At 48.8% G+C, this 20,865-nt stretch carries 21 protein-coding genes and 1 other annotated feature; of the genes, 2 read left to right on the top strand and 19 right to left on the bottom strand.

Annotation, left to right across the window (positions count from 1 at the left end; all coding sequences use genetic code 11):
• Positions 1-31: 31 nt before the first annotated feature.
• Together Q9R46_RS02085 and Q9R46_RS02080 are read right to left on the bottom strand one after the other, a co-directional pair.
• Entirely contained in the window at positions 32-994 is a 963-nt protein-coding gene (locus Q9R46_RS02085) for a helix-turn-helix domain-containing protein (RefSeq protein ID WP_311278774.1), read from the bottom strand.
• Positions 995-1,356: 362 nt separating this feature from the next.
• Positions 1,357-2,196, bottom strand: coding sequence for an AraC family ligand binding domain-containing protein (locus tag Q9R46_RS02080; protein WP_311278773.1), 840 nt, complete (start codon positions 2,194-2,196; stop codon positions 1,357-1,359).
• 128 nt (positions 2,197-2,324) lie between these two features.
• On the opposite strand from Q9R46_RS02080, the gene lacZ reads away from it, so the two are divergent.
• Entirely contained in the window at positions 2,325-5,465 is a 3,141-nt protein-coding gene (gene lacZ, locus Q9R46_RS02075) for a beta-galactosidase, LacZ type (protein WP_311278772.1), read from the top strand.
• A gap of 106 nt (positions 5,466-5,571) precedes the next feature.
• On the opposite strand, the gene Q9R46_RS02070 is transcribed toward lacZ, so the two are convergent.
• The 10 genes from Q9R46_RS02070 to Q9R46_RS02025 all read right to left on the bottom strand — a co-directional run bounded on the left by Q9R46_RS02070 (position 5,572) and on the right by Q9R46_RS02025 (position 11,817).
• Entirely contained in the window at positions 5,572-5,922 is a 351-nt protein-coding gene (locus tag Q9R46_RS02070; RefSeq protein ID WP_311278771.1) for a hypothetical protein, read from the bottom strand.
• Positions 5,923-5,992: 70 nt separating this feature from the next.
• Positions 5,993-6,229 (bottom strand): hypothetical protein, encoded by a 237-nt coding sequence (locus Q9R46_RS02065; RefSeq protein WP_145333380.1) that lies wholly within the window; start codon positions 6,227-6,229, stop codon positions 5,993-5,995.
• Between the two features lie 159 nt (positions 6,230-6,388).
• Complete coding sequence (groL, locus tag Q9R46_RS02060) at positions 6,389-8,020, bottom strand: chaperonin GroEL (RefSeq protein WP_090918203.1); 1,632 nt, start codon at positions 8,018-8,020, stop codon at positions 6,389-6,391.
• 74 nt (positions 8,021-8,094) lie between these two features.
• Positions 8,095-8,376, bottom strand: coding sequence for a co-chaperone GroES (gene groES / locus Q9R46_RS02055; RefSeq protein ID WP_090918205.1), 282 nt, complete (start codon positions 8,374-8,376; stop codon positions 8,095-8,097).
• Positions 8,377-8,582: 206 nt separating this feature from the next.
• Positions 8,583-8,813 carry a hypothetical protein gene (locus Q9R46_RS02050; protein ID WP_311278770.1) on the bottom strand — a complete coding sequence of 77 codons (231 nt, stop codon included), beginning with the start codon at positions 8,811-8,813 and terminating at the stop codon, positions 8,583-8,585.
• Positions 8,814-8,875: 62 nt separating this feature from the next.
• Positions 8,876-9,658 carry a twin-arginine translocase subunit TatC gene (tatC, locus tag Q9R46_RS02045; RefSeq protein WP_311278769.1) on the bottom strand — a complete coding sequence of 261 codons (783 nt, stop codon included), beginning with the start codon at positions 9,656-9,658 and terminating at the stop codon, positions 8,876-8,878.
• A 78-nt stretch (positions 9,659-9,736) separates the two neighbouring features.
• The gene (tatA, locus tag Q9R46_RS02040; protein ID WP_090918211.1) at positions 9,737-9,985 is read right to left on the bottom strand and encodes a twin-arginine translocase TatA/TatE family subunit; all 249 of its coding nucleotides are present in this window, start codon (positions 9,983-9,985) and stop codon (positions 9,737-9,739) included.
• A gap of 151 nt (positions 9,986-10,136) precedes the next feature.
• The gene (locus Q9R46_RS02035) at positions 10,137-10,622 is read right to left on the bottom strand and encodes a MogA/MoaB family molybdenum cofactor biosynthesis protein (RefSeq protein ID WP_017690080.1); all 486 of its coding nucleotides are present in this window, start codon (positions 10,620-10,622) and stop codon (positions 10,137-10,139) included.
• Positions 10,623-10,659: 37 nt separating this feature from the next.
• Complete coding sequence (moaC, locus tag Q9R46_RS02030) at positions 10,660-11,163, bottom strand: cyclic pyranopterin monophosphate synthase MoaC (RefSeq protein WP_311278768.1); 504 nt, start codon at positions 11,161-11,163, stop codon at positions 10,660-10,662.
• Positions 11,164-11,178: 15 nt separating this feature from the next.
• Complete coding sequence (locus Q9R46_RS02025) at positions 11,179-11,817, bottom strand: 5-formyltetrahydrofolate cyclo-ligase (protein ID WP_311278767.1); 639 nt, start codon at positions 11,815-11,817, stop codon at positions 11,179-11,181.
• Positions 11,818-12,095: 278 nt separating this feature from the next.
• On the opposite strand from Q9R46_RS02025, the gene Q9R46_RS02020 reads away from it, so the two are divergent.
• On the top strand, positions 12,096-14,060 hold the full coding sequence (locus tag Q9R46_RS02020) for an ABC-F family ATP-binding cassette domain-containing protein (RefSeq protein ID WP_311278766.1): 1,965 nt from the start codon (positions 12,096-12,098) through the stop codon (positions 14,058-14,060).
• Between the two features lie 789 nt (positions 14,061-14,849).
• Here Q9R46_RS02020 and Q9R46_RS02015 read toward each other — a convergent pair.
• From Q9R46_RS02015 to Q9R46_RS01990, 7 genes are all read right to left on the bottom strand, one after another.
• Positions 14,850-16,409, bottom strand: a complete 1,560-nt coding sequence (locus tag Q9R46_RS02015) for a 2-isopropylmalate synthase (RefSeq protein WP_145333288.1) — start codon at positions 16,407-16,409, stop codon at positions 14,850-14,852.
• Positions 16,410-16,626: 217 nt separating this feature from the next.
• Positions 16,627-16,973, bottom strand: a binding site (T-box leader).
• Complete coding sequence (locus Q9R46_RS28650) at positions 16,948-17,136, bottom strand: hypothetical protein (RefSeq protein ID WP_483874818.1); 189 nt, start codon at positions 17,134-17,136, stop codon at positions 16,948-16,950. (Overlaps the previous feature by 26 nt.)
• A 333-nt stretch (positions 17,137-17,469) precedes the next feature.
• Complete coding sequence (gene tsaD, locus Q9R46_RS02010) at positions 17,470-18,537, bottom strand: tRNA (adenosine(37)-N6)-threonylcarbamoyltransferase complex transferase subunit TsaD (protein ID WP_311278765.1); 1,068 nt, start codon at positions 18,535-18,537, stop codon at positions 17,470-17,472.
• Positions 18,534-19,055 carry a ribosomal protein S18-alanine N-acetyltransferase gene (gene rimI, locus Q9R46_RS02005; protein ID WP_145333284.1) on the bottom strand — a complete coding sequence of 174 codons (522 nt, stop codon included), beginning with the start codon at positions 19,053-19,055 and terminating at the stop codon, positions 18,534-18,536. Before rimI ends, tsaD begins: the two co-directional genes overlap by 4 nt.
• Positions 19,056-19,072: 17 nt before the next feature.
• Complete coding sequence (gene tsaB, locus Q9R46_RS02000; protein WP_397386318.1) at positions 19,073-19,951, bottom strand: tRNA (adenosine(37)-N6)-threonylcarbamoyltransferase complex dimerization subunit type 1 TsaB; 879 nt, start codon at positions 19,949-19,951, stop codon at positions 19,073-19,075.
• Positions 19,948-20,433, bottom strand: coding sequence for a tRNA (adenosine(37)-N6)-threonylcarbamoyltransferase complex ATPase subunit type 1 TsaE (gene tsaE / locus Q9R46_RS01995; protein ID WP_311278764.1), 486 nt, complete (start codon positions 20,431-20,433; stop codon positions 19,948-19,950). The genes tsaB and tsaE overlap by 4 nt, the downstream gene beginning before the upstream one ends.
• A 251-nt stretch (positions 20,434-20,684) precedes the next feature.
• On the bottom strand, positions 20,685-20,861 hold the full coding sequence (locus Q9R46_RS01990; RefSeq protein ID WP_145333503.1) for an H-type small acid-soluble spore protein: 177 nt from the start codon (positions 20,859-20,861) through the stop codon (positions 20,685-20,687).
• Between the last annotated feature and the right edge of the window lie 4 nt (positions 20,862-20,865).

The following is a 20,865-nucleotide window of genomic DNA, read 5'->3' as shown; positions in this document are numbered from 1 at the left end:
ATTCATTACTCCTTTGTGATAAGTCTATGATTCATAGTATAACGGAAGATACTGCCGCATCATTGTACTTTTCGGACAACATCTGTTGATGCTCCTGAACAGCAACTAGCGGTGTATCACCGTAAAACTTGCGGAATTGCCTGATCAGATGCGCCTGATCATAAAATCCATACATCTGTGCCAGTTCAGCTCCGTCAGCAGCTCGACCTTTACGGATACCATGCAACACCTCATGAAAACGAACGATTTCACTAAAGCGCTTGGGACTGATACCCACTTGTTCGGTCATTTTGCGATGCAACTGACGTTCACTGACAGCTTCTCCCTGGGCAAGTTCTTGTATACTCAAGCGACCACTTTCCTTGAAGATCCGGTAGAGCACATTACGAAGCAAATCCTGATCAGCCTGATGATGAATCGGGCTGTTGCGCAGGGTCACTCGGCGGAGGTAAGACTCCATCACCTGCACACGCTGGGCAAAATTCACCGTTTCCTCCATCTTCAACTGTAGCTCGTCCCATCGGTCTGGCCAACAGTCTTCCAGGGGTACACGACGGTCTGTAAACAAATCCAGTGACTGGGCGTGTAGAAAAGGAGCTCCCCCCGGAAAAAAGCGAACCCCAAACGTATAAGCTCCCGCCGGAGGCGCTGGAGGCGATAACGGAAAAGCAAAAGGCTGCGTATAATTGCCGCAATAGCTATACGTATGCCTTGCTTGCTCTGGATTATAATCGATCAGGATGTCAGTACAGCCATCTGGTAGTACCCGTGCAGAGGCCGGAAATTTCAGCATTAGGTCATTGACCTTAATGTCCATGTCCATTCCCTCTATGCCATACTTGCCATCTTCCATATGTCCCCGAGTTCCTGACTCCCAATAACAGGCTACATAAGGTATAAGCACAGGGGAAGGACTATTCTCTATATAGTATGTACGGGGGTCCATTCCATTCATCTGTACCGGACGATACAATGCGTGCAGACTGGCGTCCATGCACTTCCCTGCCTTTCCCTTTTTATGAAAATAGAACTTCGTCTAATCGCTATCTCTCTATATCGCTCAATATCTCTTGGTTCACATTATATTATTATGGTCATTCTTCTCTCTCATCATATCATGAGTATGATCGCTCAGCTAAACATAAAAAAAGTGCCCTGCTCGGAGGACAATCCGAACAGGGCCAGTCACACATCTATTTAACACGAGAAGGGGTTTACAAGAATGATATTAATCCCTCAACCTTAAGAGAAACTGAAATCCAGATGAAGAACAGATCAAAAAATGAACGAGAAACAGATGAGACGAACAACAAACGAAGAACAGATAAACATATATGTTAGGCATCTTGCTTGTTTTCAGCCTAAACCATGCAGTTTCCGAAATTTTTCGGGACTCATGCCCGTATGTCGTTTAAATATCGTACAGAAATAACTCGCATTTTCATACCCTACCCGGTCGGCCACTTCATAAATTCGGAGCTCCCGTTCACTGAACATAAGCTGTTTGCTGCGATTGATCCGTTCCTGGTTAACGTAGAATACAGGTCTGACACGGAGTGCTTTCTGAAACAACCGGCATAAATATTGAGGGGATACGACAGCCACATCGGCCAGTTCCTTCAGCGACAAGGGCTGATCCAGATGCTCTGTAATATAACGTAGCACCGGTTTCAACCGTTCCATCTCGTCGTTATCGTTGTCCGACACAATGAGCAAAGGCTTCAGATCCAGAAGCAAGGCGTACAGGTGTTTGGAACTGTCCCGATCATCGGTAGCATTCATCGTATCTCCTGCATCTTCCTCTCGCCTTGAAAGCATTTGTTCCAGAGCATTCAGCAGTCCGGGTTTTCTAAGCTTATATACTCCTGAACTAGTTATTCCCGCATAGGCCAGTAGCTGACTTGCCTCCCGACCCTGAAAGGATACCCACGCCAGTTCCCAGTGATCCGTAATAGGCCTATACTCATGCGGAATATTCGGGTAGGTGATAAATACCTCTCCTGGGCCAACGATATATTCTCCTTCATCCTCTATAATCAGCCTGCCTTGTCCCTTAATGACCTGATGAATCTGGTAATCGGGAAAACCTTCCGGGCGCTCCGTTTCAAATTGATGTTCCCAATAGCCAACGGTCGTCATATAGACTGGCAGACGTGCGGCTTCGTCTGTTTTACCAAAAAAGATTCGTGTATTCATGCGGTACACCACGCTCTCCAGTTCTAGTTTCATATTGTGATATATATGGGCAATATTCTTTATTTTCTAAGTACCTGATCAATTCTATACTGTGAATATATTATAACATGATCAAAGGAGCTGCTGATATGCGAAAGAAACTTGTGCACACCCCTCCGGCTAACGGATATCCGGAATGGAACAATAATCCCGAGACGTTTCAGGTGAATCGTCTGCCAGCCCACGCCAATATGGTAGCGTTCCCAACAATCGAAGAGGCATTGTCTAACGAATTCACCTCGTCCCCTTGGTACCAGACGCTAAATGGTTCATGGAAGTTCAGCTTTGCCGAAACGCCAGAACAGCGCATTACTTCGTTTTACGAAACCAGCTATGACGCCAGCAACTGGGATGACATCGCTGTCCCGTCCAACTGGCAGTTGCAGGGCTATGATTACCCTCACTACACGAACATGACGTATCCTTGGGTGGAGCGCGAGCCTGAATTAAAACCACCCTTTGCACCAGCAACCTATAACCCTGTCGGTTCCTATATTCGCACGTTCACAGTCCCAGCGGACTGGAAAGACCGTCCGGTCTTGTTGCACTTTGAAGGTGTTGAATCTGCCTTCTATGTATGGGTGAATGGAGAACTTGTTGGTTACAGTGAGGATACCTTCACTCCTGCAGAGTTTGATATCACGGCCTATTTGACGGAAGGTGAGAACAAGCTGGCCGTCGAGGTTTATCGCTGGTGTGATGCAAGCTGGCTGGAAAATCAGGATTTCTGGCGTCTTAGCGGTATTTTCCGCGGTGTATATCTGCACTCGCCTTCACCGGTTCAGATCGCTGATTTCTTCGTTCGGACGGAACTCGATGATGCTTTTCAGAATGCAGAACTGCAATTGGATGTGAAACTGTACAATCATAATGCTGGACAGCAAGTGGAGGGCTTGACGGTTCAAGCGCAGCTCTATGATGCGGAGCAGAAGCTTGTGCTGGATCAGCCGCTGGCGGCAGAGGTTTCTTTTATCAATGAAGAAGAAGTGACGTTACACCTCTCTACTCCAGTTGTGAACCCGCTCTTGTGGAGTGCCGAAACACCTAACCTGTACACACTGGTGCTGTCCATCCAGAATAAGTCAGGCGAAACGGTCGAGGCTGTTCGTACCCGCGTCGGCTTCCGCAGATTTGAGATCAAGGATGGCTTGATGAAGATTAACGGCAAACGCATCGTGTTCAAGGGTGTCAATCGCCATGAATTCTCGCCAGATTCAGGACGTGCTATAGGCCGTGAGGATATGATTCGTGATATCGAGCTGATGAAGGCCTATAACGTTAATGCCGTACGTACATCGCACTATCCAAACCAGACGCTCTGGTATGAGCTGTGTGACGAATACGGACTGTATGTGATTGACGAGACGAATCTGGAGACACATGGTACTTGGTACTATGGGCAAAAAGAAATGAACGACAATAACATCCCGGCAAGCAAGCCGGAGTGGCGCGACAACGTCATCGATCGCTGTAACTCCATGTTCCAGCGGGACAAAAACCATGCGTCCATCATCATCTGGTCGCTTGGTAATGAATCGTTTGGCGGCGATAACTTTATCGCCATGTACGACTATCTGAAACAAGCTGACCCAACAAGGCTCGTTCATTATGAAGGAACTTATCACTACCGCCCTACCGATTCGGCAAGTGATATTGAATCCACGATGTATATCAGCCCGAACGATATCGAACAGTATGCACGGATGAAAGGGGACAAAAAACCTTATATCATCTGTGAATACAGCCATGCGATGGGCAACTCCTGTGGCGGTCTGCACCTGTACTGGGAAATGTTTGATAAATATGAGATTTTACAAGGGGCATTTATCTGGGATTGGGTGGATCAATCCATTCGTACCAAGACAGCAGACGGTGTAGAATATCTCGCTTACGGCGGAGATTTCGGCGAGTCTCCGCATGACGGCAACTTCTGCGGTAACGGACTGATTTTGGCAGATAAAACGGTTACGCCGAAGCTGGAAGAAGTGAAAAAATGTTATCAGAACGTTCGCATGCAGGCACTCAATCTGCAAACCGGACTGGTTCGCATCACGAATCATTTCCTGTTCACAGACCTGAACGAATATGCACTCGCCTGGACGTTGTCTCATAACGGAGTATCTGTGGAAAAAGGGCATCTGGACATTGCTGCGCAGCCTGGCGAATCCATTGAAGTCCATATCCCTTACACACCATCTTCCGACCTCTACACGGAGGCTGTTCTTACTGTCTCTCTGGAAACCAAGAAAGCTACAAAGTGGGCAGAAGCAGGACATGAGATTGGTTGGGAGCAATTCGTCGTATCTCCTCGTCTGCGTGCAATTCAGCAACCTGTTGCGGGAGCAAGTGACGCGCTTCAAGTGGAGGAACTGCAAGATGGCGGATTGAAAGTGAATGCGGGTGAAGTCTCCGTAAGCTTCAGTTCGGTTACTGGCGCACTTACTTCCTATCAGATTAACTCTCAGGAGCAATTACTGGCACCCGCTCGTGCGAACTTCTGGCGTGCGATGACCGATAACGATCTGGGTAACAAACTGAATGAACGTGCCGCTTTCTGGCGTGATGCTCATGCGACGAACAAGCTGATTCGTTTTGAACATCATACGGATGCGCAGGGCTGTCATGTGACAACCGATTATACGTGGGATGTTAGCCCGGGAAGTACGCTGTCCATCACCTATCACATCAAACCGAATAGCGAGCTTGAAATCAGTCAAACCCTCGTCTCCGGTACAGGTCTGCCTGAACTTCCTGAGTTCGGTATGCTGTTTGAATTAAAAAACAGTCTGGATACGATCTCATGGTATGGTAGAGGGCCGCATGACAACTATATCGATCGTCTGACCAGTGCACGCCTCGGCTATTACACCGGAGCCGTTCGTGATCAGTTCGTGCCTTACCTGAAACCACAGGAATGTGGTAACAAAACGGATGTACGTTATGCTGAGATTACATCGACTGTAGGCGGAGATAACGGAAAGAGTAGCATCGGATTGCATTTTGAAGCTAACGCACCGTTTGAAATCAATGCACTGCCATGGTCGCCTGAAGAACTGGAAGCAAACGACCACGTCTATAAGCTGCCAGTAAGTTCACATACCATCGCTCGCATCAATTACGTGCAGATGGGTGTTGGCGGTGACGACAGCTGGAGTGCACGTACACATCCAGAGTACACGCTGCAAGCGAACCGTCCGTATCACTTCACGTTTACGGTAAAGCCTGTATAGAGCTTCCCCTCCATTCAGTTTAATTTCTTAGGTTCCATCCTCGTAACAAACATAAAATCCCTGTTGGCATGATGCTGACAGGGATTTTTATGATGGAGATTGTTGACTAATCAAACGTTATACTCTCGCTTTTGTCATTCCAGCTAATGTTAAACGTAATTGGCTCTTTGTTATCCACCGGATTTAATACACCGGACTCAGTAACCGGTGTCGGTTGTTTGGCGAGTGATCGTCCCCACCGCTCAAAATTTGGTCCTATGACATTGTAGACGAAATCTTTGACCGTACTCTCATCTCCTATGTAAACAATCCCGTATGAACCTGTTGAACGTTGCAAGGATACATCCCAATGCGCACTTTTCTCATGTTTGATATCATCCGCACCACAGGCGGTCAGCATAGAGAACATCAATACGATACCTAACACCAGCGGTAATTTCATTCGTTTCACTGTCATTCTATCCCCTCCTAATTGGTATTTAACCCATATTGGAAACGGTGATAGAACTATTGAAACACTCTGCAGATTATCTCGTGTAACGATCTATATCCTCTTCCGCTGACTCGTGCACTCTTTTGTGATATTCTTCGTGCTGATGAACGTCATTTTTCAGCTTTGCCAAGAACCCCCAACCAGTAAAGAACATGAGCAGCACAGCAATCAACGCATAAGCAAAACTAAATTGATTCATATAGAAGTTGACAAAGATCCCTGCCAATATGAAACCCAGAATCCACAGCACCCATTTTGTACTTTTTCTCATCGCTATCCCTCCTTACCCGGTTGTAATTATTTTTACTCTATCATACTCTATGTATTCTCATACATACGCTTAAAACGATTTACGGTTGCGTTAAAAAGAAAAAGGCTCCCTTTCGGGAGCCTTTCCTCTATCGGCATAACAAAGGTTTTTACACCTTTATTACATCATGCCGCCCATACCACCCATGCCGCCCATGTCAGGAGCGCCAGCAGCGCCTGCAGGTTCTGGCTTGTCAGCGATAACCGCTTCAGTTGTCAGGAACATGGCAGCTACGGAAGCCGCGTTTTGCAGTGCATAACGTGTTACTTTCGCAGGGTCAACGATACCCGCTTCAATCATGTTAACCCACTCGCCAGTTGCAGCGTTGAAACCTACACCAACTTGCTCTTTTTTCAGACGTTCCACGATTACGGAACCTTCTTCACCAGCGTTAGCCGCGATTGTGCGGATTGGCGCTTCCAGAGCTTTCAGTACGATGTTCACACCTGTTTGCTCGTCGCCGGATAATGCTACACCAGCAACAGCATGATATACGTTCAGAAGCGCAGTACCACCACCGGATACGATACCTTCTTCAACCGCAGCGCGAGTTGCGTTCAGGGCATCTTCGATACGCAGTTTGCGTTCTTTCAATTCCGTTTCAGTTGCCGCACCGACTTTGATTACTGCTACACCGCCGGACAGTTTAGCCAGACGCTCTTGCAGTTTCTCTTTGTCGAACTCGGAAGTGGTTTCTTCCAATTGTGTACGGATTTGGCTAACACGAGCATCGATATCGGATTTGTTACCAGCACCGTCAACGATGATTGTGTTTTCTTTCGTAACACGGATTTGACGAGCTGTACCCAATTGTTCCACAACTGCGGATTTCAGGTCCAGACCCAGTTCTTCCGTAATTACTTGGCCACCAGTCAGCGCAGCGATATCTTGCAACATTGCTTTACGACGGTCACCGAATCCTGGAGCTTTAACCGCTACAGCATTGAATGTACCACGCAGTTTGTTCACAACCAGCATCGCCAGTGCTTCGCCTTCGATATCTTCAGCGATCAATACGAGCGGTTTGCCTTGTTGAACGATTTTCTCAAGCAATGGCAGGATGTCTTGCGTGCTGGAGATTTTTTTGTCTGTGATCAAGATGTACGGGTTATCCAGAACAGCTTCCATTTTGTCCGTATCCGTGATCATGTATGGAGAGATGTATCCGCGGTCGAATTGCATACCTTCAACCACTTCAAGCTCAGTTGCGAATCCGCGGGATTCCTCAACAGTGATTACGCCGTCTTTACCCACTTTTTCCATAGCTTCAGCGATCAGTTCGCCTACTTCTTCGTCAGCTGCAGAGATAGCCGCTACTTGTGCGATGGATTGTTTAGTCTCAACCGGTTTAGAGATGGATTGCAGTTCAGCAACCGCAGCTTTAACCGCTTTGTCGATCCCTTTACGGATACCGATTGGGCTAGCGCCTGCAGTTACGTTTTTCAAACCTTCTGTAATCAGGGCTTGAGCAAGTACTGTTGCAGTAGTTGTACCGTCACCGGCAACATCGTTTGTTTTCGTTGCAACTTCTTTAACCAGTTGAGCACCCATGTTCTCGAATGCATCTTCCAGTTCAATTTCTTTAGCGATCGTTACACCGTCATTCGTGATGAGCGGGCTTCCGAATTTTTTCTCCAGAACCACGTTACGGCCTTTTGGTCCGAGCGTTACTTTCACTGCGTTAGCCAATGCATCCACACCACGAAGCATGGAGCGACGAGCGTCTTCACTGAATTTAATGTCTTTAGCCATTTAAGAAAACCTCCCTAGTATATTGTGTAAAATGATACTGCTATATGGTTCGGTTAACCGATTAAAATTTGAAATTAGTCGAGAATCGCGTGAATGTCGCTCTCTTTCATAATCAAATATTCTTTACCTTCGAATTTGATTTCTGTACCGGCATATTTGGAGAAAATAACGCGGTCTCCTTCTTTCACTTCCAGAGCTACACGTACGCCGTCTTTCAATGCACCCGCACCAACTGCAATGATTTTACCCTCTTGCGGTTTTTCTTTGGCGGAGTCCGGAAGTACGATCCCGAAAGAAGTCGTTTGTTCTTGCTCCAGTGGTTCTACCAATACGCGTTCACCTAAAGGTCTGATCATGAAAAATAGCCTCCTTTTAAAATTATATAGCCTTGCATTTGTAGGTTGCAGCCATATGTATTAGCACTCGACAGTGTTCAGTGCTAACAACCAACTTTATGATACTCAACTTGAAGCATGATTTCAAGTCTTTTTGATGAATTCTTGCGAGAATTTACGTTGAATTTACATCCACACAGCTTGACCGCTTATATCCAAAAGCCAGATCACGCCTGATACAGCTGGATGGATGTTACATTCATGCCTTCTATTTTACGAGATTCGTTGCCCTGGATGCAAACTTCACCCCGTATCCCCTTTTCCATTGTATCCATCGCCCCGCATAATATGCCTGCATGTCCAGACATCTTCTCATCTTCCAATAGAAACAGAAGACCCGGAACAGGACAAATCGTCTTCTCCGGGTCTTCTAGCGAGTAGATTCGTCCTCCACTCACACTTCATTTTTTTGATGCAGGTTGTTACATGCTCACTCTAAATACATAAAATTTTCACTACTCTATCCTGCATGCTGATTGTCCTCGGATCGCACATAACGCGCTTCAATCTCCTGATCGGCTGCAAGTTGCTTGCGATACACAATGGCGGATAGAAACACACTGATCTCATACAAGAGCAACAACGGAATCATGACAAGCAGATCAGATATGAAGTCTGGCGGCGTAATGACCACTGCAATAAAAATCAGCACGAAATAAGAAATTTTGCGCATTTTACGCAGACGAATCGGATTCAGAATACGTAGCCCTGTCAGGAACATAATCAGCAGTGGCAACTCAAACAGCAGTGACACTGGCAATACAATGCCAAACAGGAAACTGAAGTATTGTTTCATACCGTACGTCTCGACAAGCCCCATTTTCTCCGTAATCGTTGTTGTGAACGCAAGTGCCATTGGAAAAACAACATAATACGAAAAAGCGACACCCACCAGAAACAGTAGAAATACATAAGGGACATACTTCAGAGATGCCTTACGTTCTTGTGGCCGCAGACCAGGACTAACAAACTTCCAAATCTGATATACCGTAAAAGGCAACGTGATAATAATGGAAAAGAGCCCGGCAATCTTCATATAAATCCCGATACCGTCCCAGAACGAGAACGCATGCAGTACGAAGCCCTTGGCCGTCTCTGCCTTCGTCAAATACTGATAGACCGGGTCTGCCACGAAAAAACCTGCAATCAGCCCCAAAATAAAAATGCTCAATACATAGATCAGCCGCTTGCGCAGCTCACTCAGATGTTCGGTAAGCGTCATTTCTTCATTTTGCCGCGTCATGCCTGCCTCCCCTGGAATTTCAGCTTTAAAATACAAAACCCTTCCGGCAGGAAGGGGTCTCTCTCTTAGCCATGAAACTTATTCCGGCAGGCGTTTATCCACAGGTTTCTCAGCGGCCGTTGTATCAGCTGCTACCGGTTTCGCTTTTTCCTGCTCTTTCCGGCTGGAAGCATCATCGTCCGAAATAATATCACGTGCGCCTTCCTTGAACTCGCGGAACGTACGCCCGACAGCCCGTCCCAATTCCGGCAACTTGTTAGGCCCAAACAACAGCAATGCAATCACGGCCAGCAAAATAAATCCTGTTGGTCCAATTTGACTTAACATAGATCTTCCTCCTTGTTTCAAGCGTTCAACATGCGCATATCCGAAGCCCGATTCATCAGATGTCTGAACTGCATTTGGATTTATGCCCATCATACCACAGATGTAACCACTTACATAACCCGCAAAATGTTATAACTGTGCTTTATTTTCCTTATTGCTTGAATTGGCCTGTTACCATAAGGAGCGCTTCCGGAAGCTGGTCCATAATAGCTGCCAGATGTTCATGCACACCCTTCGGCGTACCCGGCAGATTCACAATCAGCGTGCGTCCGCGAATCCCGCATACCCCGCGGAACAACATCGCAGAGCGATTTTTGCTCATCACACTATATCTCATCGCTTCAGCCATGCCGGGAACTTCACGTTCAATCACTCGTCTGGTCGCTTCAGGCGTAATATCCCGAATGGCCAGCTCCGTTCCACCCGTTGTTAGTACGAGATCGGCGTGAAAATAATCGGTCATCTCGATTAATGCCGCAATAATCTCATCAGGCTCATCCGGAACAATCCGATACTCCACGATCTGTCCACCCAGTTCTTCCTCTACAAGTTCCCGTATCACTTGCGCACTTGTATCCTCACGTTCTCCACGGGCCCCTTTGTCACTGGCTGTCAGGATTGCTGTTCTCCACACCATAAAGATCACCCTTCTCCTCTATGAAAATAAATATCCCTTATCGGTTGAAATCACCGTTTTTACCGCCGCTCTTGGACTGCAACATAGTCGGGCCGATGATCATGTCTTTTTGCATCGCCTTGCACATGTCATAGACCGTAAGTGCCGCAGCCGAGGCCGCCGTCAGTGCCTCCATCTCAACGCCTGTTTTGCCTTCTGTCTTGACGGTTGCTTCGATATGGAGTTCGTCCACGCCGTTATCATGAAAACGAATATCCACACCATTCAGTGCAAGCGGATGACACATCGGAATCCAATCCGACGTTTTTTTCGCCCCTTGGATACCGGCAATCTGAGCAACCGCGAGCACATCGCCTTTTCCAATACGGCCTTGGCGAATGGCTTCCAGTGTCTCCGGGTTCATCGTGACTTTCGTTACAGCAACAGCGGTACGAACCGTTACATCCTTACCCGAAATATCCACCATCCGGGCTCGTCCCTGTTCATTAAAATGAGTCAGCTTCCCACTGGAAGCTTGACCTTGGTTTACTTCTGAGTTCAATCACATCACAACCCTTTATTCGATATGTAATATACCTTCGGGTGTTATCAACAGATCCAGCCGCAGATCTAGCGGGTCCATCGGAATGTCCGGCTCCAACTGGCCAGGTAATACCAAAGCAGCCATGAGAGGTCTTTTACCTTGCTTAGCACACTGGTTCTCAAGACTCGCTGCAAACCGGTCGTAATAACCACCACCGTATCCGATACGTCCTCCTTGCAGGTCGTAACCCAGTCCGGGTACCAGCACCAGATCCAAAGCCGGCCAATCTTCGGGTTGCAACACTTCACAAGACGCCTTAGGTTCAGGTATGCCCCAAACGCCTGGTTCAATATCCTCCTGGCTCGTCACTCGCCGCAGTTCCATTCGTGGCGGATCAGCGAGCACTTTGGGCGCTAGCAACACATCCCCTTGCTTCCACCCCTCTTCAAAAAGAAAATCGGTGGAAGCCTCGCTGCCATAAGACAGGTAGCTGAAAATAACCAGCGCCTCACGCTTTTGCCTGTTCTTGCTTAGCCGCAGGCGATCCAGTTCACGCTTCAGTCCGTCATTCATTCGCATGCTGGCTTGCTGACGCATCTGCTCGTCCAAACGATCGCGTAGCTGTCTAAGCCGGGAGCGAAGCTGCTTCTTCTGTTCCGCATGATCCTGCATAATGCTGACGAACCTCCTGTTGATGTGGAAGGTAAAAAATAAATTCAAGCCATTGCACTTCTATGTTAAGACAAGATGTCATCTGGATGATCAGGTTCAAATGATTCATTTTCTGCAAAATCGTCATGGTATAACATGCCTTCTTTCAGTTTATCACTGATTGACCAAAAAGACTACAAGCCGGAGCCGTTCCCAATCGGTGCATTTGCTCTGTTTTTCATGTAAACTGAGAAGTAAGTGTCTAATTCAGAACTCGACCTATGGAGGAACTTAATTCTATGTTGTTGCAAGTATCCGGAATTATTAAACGTTTTGGTGTCGATCCAATCCTGGACGGCGTGAACTTACAAATATTAGAACGTGAGCGCATCGGCCTGGTTGGCGTTAACGGTGCAGGAAAATCCACTTTACTCAAAATCATCGCTGGAGAAATGTCCTATGACGGGGGACAAATTTTCAAATCCAAAGAAACAACGCTTGGTTACCTTGCGCAGAACAGCGGTCTGCAGTCCAATCGAAGCATCTGGGAAGAAATGATGCATGTCTTCGCTCATCTGACCCAGACTGAAGCAGAACTGAGACAGATGGAGCATGATATCGCCGACCCTGCATTCATGGAGGATGAAAAGCAATATGCCGATCTGCTGGAACGTTATGCAAGACGCTCGGACTGGTTTAAGGATCATGGCGGTTACGAGATGGAAACACGTATTCGCAGCGTACTGCATGGTATGGGTTTTGGCGAGTTCTCCCCAGATACCCCAATCGGCACACTCAGCGGCGGTCAGAAGACCAGACTCGCACTAGCTCGCATTCTGTTGCAAGCTCCCGATCTGCTTATGCTGGACGAGCCTACCAACTATCTGGACATCGCAACCCTGACATGGCTGGAAGATTATTTGAGAGGATACTCCGGGGCACTGTTAGTTGTATCCCATGACCGGTACTTCCTAGACAGACTCGTAACGACCATCGTTGAAATCGAACGTCATCGCTCCAAGAAATATACGGGCAATTACAGCCGCTATATGGAGCTGAAGGCAGCCGAGTATGAGATTCACATGAAACAATACGAGAAACAACAGGATGAAATCTCCAAGATGGAGGACTTTGTGCAAAAGAACATCGTACGCGCTTCAACGACGAAGCGTGCACAGAGTCGTCGCAAAGCACTGGAGAAGATGGATCGTCTGGACAAACCACTTGGCGATCTCAAAAAAGCCCATTTTTCATTCGAGACCGCTGTGATGTCTGGCAAGGAAGTCCTGCGTGTTGATCAGTTATCCGTAGCATACGATGAGGGGTCACCTCTGTTCCGCAATGTGTCCTTCGACTTACGACGTGGTGAAACCGTGGCCCTGATCGGGCCTAATGGGATCGGAAAATCAACGATGCTGAAATGTCTGACCGGAAGTCTTCGTCCTGCGCAGGGTGATATTCAGTGGGGCACCAAAGTACAGATCGGTTATTATGACCAGGAGCAGACTGGGTTGAATCCGTCTAACACGGTGCTCGAAGAACTGTGGAGTGCTTATCCGGGCATGGAAGAAGCGCGCATTCGGACCGTACTGGGTAACTTTTTGTTCAGCGGTGATGATGTGCTCAAAAAAATATCCTCGCTCAGCGGTGGGGAGAAGGCTCGCGTGTCCCTGTCCAAGCTCATGCTGAAGGAAGCCAATGTGCTTATTCTCGATGAGCCGACGAACCATCTCGACCTCTTTGCCAAAGAAGTGCTGGAAGCCGCCTTAATGGATTACGAAGGAACGCTACTCTTTATCTCCCATGACCGGTACTTCCTGAACAAAATGGCAGAACGGATCGTTGAGCTTCATCCGGGCGGCACCGAGCAATACCTCGGCAACTATGACGATTACGTGGAGAAAAAGCAGGAATTGGAGGACATTGCACGTGAGGCCGCCGAGGCTCAACAAACCTCTTCCAAATCCGCTTCTTCCGCAGCAGCAAGTGCCAATTCAGCAACAACTGAAAAATCCGGTGCCGCTTCCTTTGAGGCAGATAAACAAGCCAAACGCGAAGAACGAAACAGACAGCGCAGACAGGAAGCTCTGGAGCAACAGATTGCCGAATTGGAGTCCGAAATCACTTCGCTCGAAGAACAGATGGCTTTGCCAGAAGTGTATCAGGATTATATGAAATTACAGGAACTACAGCAGTCATCGGAGGAGCACAAAAGTCAGCTTGCAAAAGCTTATGAAGAGTGGGAAAACCTAGCGATGGGCTAAGCTGTGATTCCGCGTGATGATTCTGTCTATGATTCCAGTAATGACACTGGCGTCTGTGATTCTACATCTCAATTTTAATAAAATGATTTATAGCCCACGATAAGGCATGAGGTCGAATGTGTCCGTGTAGTGATGTGTACGACAAACAGCTGAAAATGTACAAGAGGCTCCGTGTTACGAAGGTAACGCGGAGCCTCTTGCGGTTTAAAGGAAGCCAGCTATATAGGAGACGTGGGAGTAGCTGATACAACATAATTTCAATTCTCCCAGCTAAGTAGAGATCAAAAATCATATTTTCACATTTGTCAAATGCCTATGGATTACGTAAAATAAATTTTGGAAGGCACCCCTTTTTCTTATCCACAACAATGAGCAACATTTCACAACCCTTTTCATGTAATCAAACGTTGGTAGAATAAGCTTTTGATGTAAAAACCATTTTTATCCACCGTTTTATCCACATTATCCACAATATTGTTGGTAACTCAGATGCATTCTATCCCCTGCGAACCGCATGTTTCGAAAACACTCGTTGCAGGACTTCACCTTAGTTACCCACAAATTATACTGGATATGTGGATAACTATAGTCACACCTTGACAAATCCGGTTATCACTAAATGGCCCTTCATCTATGCATTCCTCCATATTTCAATCGGCAAGCGAGCGTGTTCCTACTCTGCTCATATCATTAAAAACAGAAAAAGGGTTCCGTTCCGCCCAAACCATGGCGGGAAGGAATCCTCTTTAGCTCTATTTTGCTAAATCATATTCATATCTCTAAGGCACCTTAATGTACAGACACCTCTTCACTATCCGCAACAGTTTCCGCTTTAAGTCCAGCTGCATTACATGCTGCAACGTAAGCCAAACCTGCAGCCATGACAATATCATGATGTGTTGCGGTCCCCCTGAACTCTCGTCCGGCACGTTCTACCGTGATCACGGCTTCCGCGCTGGCTCCTTCTCCCCCACTCAAGGCATGCATCTCCATATCAACAAACGTAATGTCATCTGAGATACACTGTCCGATAGCCTGGATCGTCGCATCTACAGGACCTTTGCCTACGGCAGAGTAGGACTGTTCCCCTGCACTCGTACGAATACGGACCGCAGCCATGCGATCTGTCATGCTACCTGCCGTCACTTGCAGCTCAACCAATTCATAGTCCTGTGCCGGAATATTCATCGTTTGGCTTACCATTTGCAACAACTGGTCATCACTTACCACTTTTTGCTGATCTGCGGTAACTTTGAACACTTCGTACAGTTGTTCCATTTGTTGCTCATCCGGTTCAAATCCGTATTTGCGCACCCGATCCTTCAGAGCGTGACGACCGGAATGTTTTCCCAAAATAATCATACTGCGTGGAATGCCCAGTGCTTCCGGGTCCATAATCTCATACGTATTGCGGTTTTTCAGCAAACCGTCCTGATGGATGCCCGACTCATGCTGGAATGCGTTACGCCCAACAACCGGTTTGTTGTAAGCAATCGGGAAATGCATGGCCCGGCTAATCTGGCGAGATGTCTCATACAGCTGATTCAGCTTGATGTTGGTTGTGGCTCCGATCACGTCTCCGCGTGTTTCCAGCGCCATAATCAGTTCCTCTAACGCACAATTCCCTGTCCGTTCCCCAATCCCGTTAATCGTCACTTCAATCTGGGAAGCACCATTCGCAATGGCAGCCAGACTGTTTGCCACGGCAAGTCCCAGATCGTTATGGCAGTGGGCACTATAGCGAACTTTATCGCCGCCCCTTGCCCCTTCACGTACGCGTCGGAACATCTCCCCATACTCATGCGGCAACGCATAACCAACGGTATCCGGCAGATTAATGATACTTGCCCCTGCCTCAATCGCCACTTCAATCATTTCAATCAGATCATCCATCTTGGTACGCGCAGCGTCCATCGCTGTGAACTCCACGGTATCCGTAAACTGGCGCGCATAGGAGACCATCTCCCGAGCCGTTGCCACCACTTCACTGCGTGGACGGCGTAGCTGATGCTCAATATGAATGTCAGACGAGGAAATAAACAAGTGGATTCGTCGCCGGGCCGCATCTGCTGTAGCCTTCACCGCAGCATCGATATCGCCTTTGACCGCACGCGCAAATCCGCAGATTTCCACCTGCTGCAATTGTCTTGAGATCGCCTGAACCGCCTCAAACTCCCCTGGACTGGAGATGGGAAATCCAGGCTCAATGACGTCAATGCCAAGCGCCGCCAGCTGGTGAGCCAGCTCTATTTTTTGCTCAGGATGCAGACTGGCTCCGGGTGCTTGCTCTCCATCTCGCAGCGTTGTATCAAAAATATCAATCATGCGTTTGTTCGGATTGGTTGTCATATTCATTAACCTCCATTAATTTTGGGATATCGGTTCGGTTATGTTTGGTTTGTCAAAAAGTTATGTTCAATGTGATGTGTGATGGTTCAAAGTGTACGTCGACTTACACCCTGAACAACTGTTGTTCCAGATTTCCTGATCAGACCTGCATCCATATGGTTGTTCCCTTTCGCCCACCCTGCTGCCGGCAGCACAAACAAATAACCCGCCATCTCATCAAAGAGACGGCGGGTTATTCTCCCCTCCGCGGTACCACTCTCGCTTGATGGCTCAGCCTGCACTGACACCATCCACCTCGTGTTCTCCAAAAAGTCCATTAGACTTCAACCTAACTACGGCGAAACCGTAACATTTCAGAGAAACACCCTGTAACGGGGGTTAGCCGTTGCTATGTACACATGAGTTGACACCTTCTCGTTTAGCGACGAGTATGCTCAACCTCTGCTCATGTTTCCAAAGCTCTGTTCCCGGGCGAGATTCAAACGATCCCGGCCACTGCGTCGCACCACCCCGCAGCTCTCTGAGCGCCTTTGCCGTTCTACTGCTCCCGTTCATTACGTTTGTTGATATGACATTCATTGTTCATATTAATCAAAAAAAAATCAAAAAAGCCTGCCTTCTCCTGCATAATGCAAGAGACGACAGGCTGCTCACCTTCGCGGTACCACTCTTGTTGACCCCAAGCCTGTTCGAATAACAGCTTGAAAGTCCCCTTAGTATTGTCCATCGATCTCTACACTTCGTATTAGCGTAACGGAAGTTGTCTCCGTTTCGTTCTACTCTGCTTCGACCCGAGCACAATGGCCCTTTCACGGAGGCAACCCGTAACGATATACTGTCTGCTGGCTTCAGCCCTCGGCCTGTTTCGTGGTAGCCGTGTTCCATCGTTCCGCTTCCAGGTGAGTTTCAGGTTTCCTTCGGCTGCGTTGCACCATCCCGCAGCTCTCTAATGACCCGGAGTGACCTTACTGTTCCTGTTCATCGCGTTTTTCAGTTCAGGAGATAATTCCTGTTTAAATTTGTAACTAATATACATTCTTCACAAACCGATGTCAACCATTCATTTCAAAAACGCTTCGGTTTGAACCGACCAGCCTTCCAGAGAAAGTCCCGGGTCCGCCTTCGCGTCAAAATTAGTCCCCTCGCCGCGAATCCATTTCAGATGCGCTGCCGCACCGATCATCGCTGCATTATCCGTACAATATTCCATTGGCGGAATGACCAGCTCCAGCCCTTCTTTCGCACAGCGCTCCTGCAAAGCTGTCCGCAAACCGCGATTCGCTGCAACCCCGCCGCACAGAAGTAACTGACGAGAGCCATATTCACGAACAGCACGTACCGCTTTTTCCACAAGCACTTCAACGACTGCTTCCTGAAAACCGCGTGCCACCGCAGACGGCTCTAATGTTTCGCCGCGCATCTTGGCCTGATTCAGTGCATTGAGGACAGCTGATTTCAATCCGCTGAGACTGAAGTCATATGAGCCTGCTTCAAGCCATACTCGTGGCAATGGAACAACATCCTCCGCTTCGGATGCCATCCGGTCAACATGCGGCCCTCCCGGATAAGGACAACCGAGAGCCCGAGCCACTTTGTCATACGCTTCACCGACGGCATCGTCCCGTGTGCGGCCGATCAGCTTGAATTTCCCCTCGGACTCCAGATGTACAAGCTCGGTATGCCCGCCTGACACCACAAGAGCCATCGCCGGATATTGCAATTCACGCACAAGGCGATTTGCGTAAATATGACCGGCAATATGATGGGTGCCGATCAGCGGTTTGCCCAGAGCCATCGCAAGCGTCTTCGCTGCTACGATACCCACCAGCAGTGCGCCGACCAATCCAGGTCCCTGCGTAACCGCAATCGCACTCAGATCACGCGGGCGAATGCCAGACTGCTCGATCGCTTGCTCCAGCATCAGTGTGATGACTTCAACATGCTTGCGTGAAGCTACCTCGGGTACAACTCCGCCAAACGCTTTATGTGTCTCGATCTGACTAGAGATGAGATTGGATATCACTTCACGTCCATCTTTGACCACAGCTACCGATGTTTCATCACAGCTTGTCTCTACCGCCAGAATATAGGATGGAGTTCCGCCCTGATTATTTATTAGATCATTCATGAATCCACTACGCTTCCTTCCTCTTCGCCGCTCCGGCCTGCAGGCGGAAGCACCGCCCACATGATCATTGCATCCTCTCCGTTATCAGAGTAATACCCTTTGCGCAGACCTGCCGATTCAAACCCTTTTTTCTGATACAAATTCTGAGCCACGACATTCGACACCCGAACCTCCAGTGTCATTCGCTCCATGCCAAGATAGGCCGCTGTCTTCATTAGCTCGTCCAGCAATTTTTCGCCCAGCTTGCGGCCCTGGTATGCTTTTCTCACTGCGATATTAGTTATATGCGCCTCGTCCATAATGGTCCACATGCCCGCATATCCAATGGCAGTCCCGTCTAGCTCCATGACCATATATTTAGCAAAATGATTATGCTTCAATTCGTTGTGAAATGCCTCTTCCGTCCAAGGGAGGGTAAATGCTTCATGCTCAATCTCCATCACGTCAGGGATATCTGCCACCGTCATGAGTCTGAACTGAAACATGGTCTCCTGTCCTTCATTCGCTACGTTGTCCATACGCTCTCCCTCTCCCTTCAGCCTTTGCGCAGCAGGTTGGCTTCGGCTTCGGACAGCTGGGTGTAGTTCGGCACCAGGGCATGTACGTCATCGCGCTGACCTGCAAGCAGCGCTTCGGCGCCGAGGCGCCCAATCCAGCGGCCTTCCAGCTCATACGGTACGAGCTGGAGCGCCGTTCCTGCGGGGCAGCGAAGCTCAGCTGCTGCCGCCGCATGTTGGCCCGTCTCGCCGACGATCCAGACGGCAGCGGGCAGCTCTTCCGGCGCTGCCTCCGCCAGGCGGGCGGCGAGCTCTTCCAGCCATCCGCTCACTTGACGGATGGCATCCGGCGCCAGCCGGCGGGGTGCATCGCCGCCGGCGGAGGCGAACAGCGCGGTATAGGCTTGACCGCGCCGCGCATCCACGAGCGGAACGATCCAGTGGACAGGGGCGGCACCGGTGCCGCCCTGGTCCGCGGATGGCGTTCCGCCAGCCCCGGCTGCGGCATCATCTGCCGCAGCTTGCGCCTTGGCGGCGAGGCCGCTGTGCCAGCCGCCCCAGGCGAGGGCCTGCAGGCTGGACACCCCGGCGACGGGGATGTCCCACGCCCAGGCCAGCGTCTTTGCCGCGGTCACCGCAATGCGGATGCCCGTGTATGAGCCTGGCCCAATGCCGACGGCAATCCCGTCCAGTTGGCCTGGCTTCGTGCCGCTGGCCCCGAGCAATTGCTCCATCACAGGCACGACGTGCACCGAGTGATTACGTTCTGCTCGCTCATTGCGCTCTTCCAGTAGCGAACGCTCCTCCATCACCGCTGCGGCCATCACCGCGGTAGATGTGTCCAACACCAAAAACCGCTGACGCGGCTTTTCCTGCAACTCTTCGTTCATCCCTTCTTTTCCCAAACCCTGTATCATCCTATAACTCCATTCTGTCTGAACTGTCGGCATAGCTCGGCATATCCCTCACCATACCCATCCAGTGTTATCGTTCGATCTTCCATGCCTGTGGTTTCGATCTGCACATGAAGATGCTCTTCGGGTAACAACTCGGGAATAATGCTGGACCATTCCACCAGACTGACTCCCGTACCATAAAAATATTCTTCAAGACCCAGCTCGTCCGCTTCTTCCAACGAAATGCGATACACATCCATATGATATAGCGGCAATCGCCCCTCGTATTCCTTGATCAGCGTGAAGGTTGGACTGCTTACCACATCTCTTACGCCCAAATGCCAGGCAAACTTCTGAGAAAAAGCCGTTTTGCCCGCTCCCAAATCGCCGTCCAGTGCAATGACCATGCCAGCTTGTGCCTGCGCCGCAAGTGCAGCAGCAAGCGTTTCTGTATCTGCAATGCTGTGGGAATGATACACCCACTGTTCATGCGTCTGATTCAATATACGTCCCACCTTTGACGGTCTTCCGTCTGAGTTCACTTTGAACCTTATTATATCGGTCCCTTTCCTTGCCCGCAACATCGAAGGGACATGCTGGAAGGGTTGGGCTTTATAACTATCTTTTTGCGTAATCACATACAGGATTCTAACTAAAAAAACCGATACCTTCCGGTATCGGCCGCACTTTCATTGATTTCAAGAATGTCCTCGCTTCTCTTTTACCATCCGTACTTGTCACAATTTTATAGTTGCTACTCTTCCAGACGATCCACTCGCACCGTTTGGGTGTTTCCTGGTCTGCTTCCCACTTGTACCGTTGCCATACCATTGGCCTCATCCACACTTTCAATCCAGACAGGCTCACCTTCAAGCGTCACCGCGATTGTATCTTTGGAATTATAAATGGCTTTGGCCCGCTTCGTATCCATCATA

It is taken from the genome of Paenibacillus sp. RRE4, assembly GCF_031844205.1.
Taxonomy (GTDB): Bacteria; Bacillota; Bacilli; order Paenibacillales; family Paenibacillaceae; genus Paenibacillus; species Paenibacillus xylanexedens_B.
This window is presented reverse-complemented; position numbering and strand designations above follow the sequence as displayed.